A 3,414-nucleotide genomic window follows, 5' to 3' on the forward strand; every position below is an offset into this window, starting at 1 on the left:
CAGCTCCGCCGGATGGGCGATCTGCCTGTACCTGTCCAGGGACGTCCATTTGGCTGGGATCTCATATAAATACCGTCCAACGCTCCAGAGTACCGCCGCGCGCTTAAAGCTGTCCGAGATACCGCCCTTGATGGCCTCGATGTCCGTGTTCTCCGCGCCGTCCACCTTTTCTACCCATTCCCTGCGCTCTTCATGATAGATGGAGAGCCCGCAGAGCTGGGAGGAGACAGGCGCTTTCGGCGCTTCGGACGGGTCCTCGTATTTGCCCGGCCTGGGCACATACTGGTGCCACGGGATGAACCTCGTGCGCCAGAAAAACGGCCCAACCACATCGTCCAGCCGGTTCTGGATCGCGCGGCTGTCTATGAATGCCACGGCCAGCCCTTCGCTGTTCGAGTTTCGCGTTTTGGTCACGCGCCACTCTACGTCCGCGGCCGCAAACGGCTCGCTGAGCCGCTTGTGCAGTTCTGCTCCGGTCATTCGTCATACACCTCCCCCGATGAAATCCGTAAGTGTTTTCCCGTTCGGGATCAGCACGTCGCTGTAATAGTACGCGGGATCCTTGTCCTTCAGGTGTTCGAACAGCTCCCGCGCGGACAGGCCGAGCCTTGTGCAGTCCGGCTTATAATAATCGTCCCCAAAGGGCAGGGAGAGTACGCGGTGCATGAGCCCGCGCAGCTTCCACAGCGTATCGTAGCCAGTAAACTGGTTGGTCCCCACGCAGAGCGAAAAACCGTTGACGTTTGGGAACGGGAAGCGGTACAGCTTTGTCTCAGGGGAAAGGCTGCCCGCATCACAAACCGCCATCTGGAAACCGTTCAGCATCCCGCCTTTCATTCTGCACCGCAGCAAAAGGCGAGGCAGCGGGAAATCCGGATACACGGTCTTGTGGTACCAGACCGTGCAGCGGTCCGTGACGTTTTGGAGCGTCACGTCCCAGCCGTCCGGATACGCGGTGAGCGAGACGACGCCCGGCGGGAGCAGGCCGCTCCGCACAGGGGCCATCCGGATATGCGCTTTGAACTCGTTTACCAATGCGCCACCAGGGATGTGCTTGACCTCATGCGTGCCGTCTTCGCGGACCAGCTCGGTTTTTACCACGCTTTTCAGCGGGTCCAGATGCAGCACAGCCTTGCGGATGCTTCCAGCCATCATGCCGCCTCCTTTGCCTGCGCGGGATGCGAAAAGCTTATGACCTGCCCAGTCTTATCGTCCGAGGCCAATATCTCCATACTGGAGCGGAAATACGCCATCACATCCAGCAGTCCGGCCAGCAGGGGTTCCCAGTCCGTAAACTGTTCCTCATATATCCAGACAGATAAGCCAAACCCGTATTCATGGTGTGTCTGTGTTACCAGACGGAACCAGCATCTGTACGGGCAGTAATCCAGCATGGTGTTATTGAAATACGAGAGCGCGTCCAGATAGTAAACGTCCTGCTTGAGCGGGATACCGGCTTGTTCCGCGTGCCTTTGCGCAAAGAGGAAATAGTCCTGTATCACGGCGTCCGAAAAGTACATCCGGCAGGTCATCGTATCCTCGTCTTCGCGGATATCAACGAAGTCCGCCAGCGCATTGAGCAGCTCATACCAGTGGGTATAGAGGAAGTCCTCATCACCCCAGAGCGCATTTCCAGTGTTCCGGATGAACCCCTCCAGCCTGCCGGCCTCCTGGTACCGGGCTGCGAGCTCCAGCTGCAGGAATGCGTACTGCAAGTCCTCATAGCTTCGCATGAATATCGCCCCCTCAGACATAAAAGATCTGCGGCTGGGGCGCCGGCTTTGTATAAACTGCGGGCTGGTACAGCTGGAGGACCGGGCCGCCAAGGCTGTCTGCTTCTCCGCAGCGGTAATACATGTCGTGGGCGTCCTCCGGCTGGAAAGCACCCCAGTCTATTTCATACAGGGAAATATCCTTCCCAAACAGGAACGGCAGGGCGACGTGTTCCGTAAGATACCCTGTGCCGAACAGCGGTTCGTTCTCATTGCTCTCCGGCAGGCTGTCCAGACTGCGGATAAAATCTGTCATGTTCAATTTCAGCATCTTCCTGTCCTTTCTCATTAATATTCGTCCGCAAACAGGATGGTGGTCACGGAGCGGTCCCACTCGGTGATGATGAACACCTTCTGTCCTGCTGCCTGATACGAGGAGAGCAGGCGTTCGCCGTTTTTCACTGCATGGTCATTCTGCGCCCAGTCTTCGTCACAAAGGTCTCCCCAGTCACAGCGCAGGTGGCGGCTGAGCAGCCGGCTGATTGTTATAGCGTCCAGCTCATCTATCACCCGCCGTGTTGCAGCGATCCTCCCGTAAGGGAAGCGGACATAGGTCGCTTTTCTTTCCTTTGACTGTTTCAAAATCGTATCCTCCTTCAAGGCAATACCACATCATTCCGCAAATCGCCGATGATGCAATGGTGCGGTGCTATACCTTTAAGCCAGCAGCTTCACGCCTTGGGGCGTGAGCACATTGAACACCATCTTATTGCTCGTCGTCTCGATGATCTCTGTGGTAGTCGTACCGTCTGTCTCGTCGTACTGCTCGCCGGTGCGCCGGCGGACCGCCTTTACAACACGGCCTTTCAGGACATGCGGAGCGTCGCACTCGATCAGCCCGTTGATGAGGCCGGAACCGCCTACCAGGCCGATCTGGCCGATGGTGAGCGGCAGGAGCGGGCGCTTTTCACGCCCGTCCAGCGTGGACTTCTGCGGCAGCATACTGCCCATGCGGCGCATCTGGTCTGCGAGCTCGCGCACGTTGAACCGAGCGCCCTGGAACAGGGGAACAGCCTTCTCTGCATCCGGCAGCGGATAACTGCCCAGCGGGATCTGGTCCAGCGTAGGCAGCTTATCCGGAGACAGCGACGCCAGCTCCAGCAGCCTTGCCATCCGCGGGTTTTCCGCGCGCGGCTTGCGCACGCCCAGCACCGCGATCTGCCGGAACTTCCGGAACTCCTCTTCACAGAAGCGGTACGCCATCAAACTGTTAAAGTGGGCGGCAAGAAAACGGCACACGTCCTCGGTGAGACGGTAATAGGGGATGATGCAGGCCAGCACCCCGCCCAGCATCAGGTGGTCATAGCCCTCGCCGAGGAAGCGTTTCTCGCTCCGCGCGCCGCCATAGAGCTGCAGGTACGGCGGGTTGAGGAACAGCAGGTGGAACGCGCTGCGCGAGATGCGGGAGAAATAGTAGCTGCCCATCGCGACGTGGTCCAGCTGTTCCTGTGCCGCTTCCGCACGGCTGTCATCCAGCTCCGCGCCGTAGGTCGCGGCGTTTTCCCCTGCGCCCAGCTGGGAGAGGGCATTGCCCTCCCCGCAGCAGGGGTCCAGCAGGTTCACCGTTTTGCCTTCTGGGAACACCAAAGCGCGGCGGATATACGCGACATGCGCCGGGTCTGTGGGATAGTACCCGAGGCGG

General features: G+C 59.1%; 6 protein-coding genes. All 6 read right to left on the reverse strand.

Going from position 1 to position 3,414, the window contains the following annotated elements:
- Positions 1-480, reverse strand: a 480-nt coding sequence (locus OCV66_RS14750; protein ID WP_147574600.1) for a Rad52/Rad22 family DNA repair protein, incomplete at its 3' end; no start/stop codon positions are given.
- 3 nt (positions 481-483) lie between these two features.
- On the reverse strand, positions 484-1,155 hold the full coding sequence (locus OCV66_RS14755) for a hypothetical protein (RefSeq protein ID WP_147574597.1): 672 nt from the start codon (positions 1,153-1,155) through the stop codon (positions 484-486).
- Positions 1,152-1,733, reverse strand: coding sequence for a hypothetical protein (locus tag OCV66_RS14760; RefSeq protein ID WP_147574598.1), 582 nt, complete (start codon positions 1,731-1,733; stop codon positions 1,152-1,154). The genes OCV66_RS14755 and OCV66_RS14760 overlap by 4 nt, the downstream gene beginning before the upstream one ends.
- Before the next feature lie 13 nt (positions 1,734-1,746).
- Positions 1,747-2,043 carry a hypothetical protein gene (locus tag OCV66_RS14765; RefSeq protein ID WP_147574599.1) on the reverse strand — a complete coding sequence of 99 codons (297 nt, stop codon included), beginning with the start codon at positions 2,041-2,043 and terminating at the stop codon, positions 1,747-1,749.
- 17 nt (positions 2,044-2,060) lie between these two features.
- Entirely contained in the window at positions 2,061-2,354 is a 294-nt protein-coding gene (locus OCV66_RS14770; RefSeq protein WP_262564834.1) for a hypothetical protein, read from the reverse strand.
- Between the two features lie 75 nt (positions 2,355-2,429).
- Positions 2,430-3,414, reverse strand: a 985-nt coding sequence (locus OCV66_RS14775) for a class I SAM-dependent methyltransferase (RefSeq protein WP_262564836.1), incomplete at its 5' end; no start/stop codon positions are given.

Origin of the sequence: Agathobaculum ammoniilyticum (assembly GCF_025567315.1) — a bacterium.
Taxonomy (GTDB): Bacteria; Bacillota; Clostridia; order Oscillospirales; family Butyricicoccaceae; genus Agathobaculum; species Agathobaculum ammoniilyticum.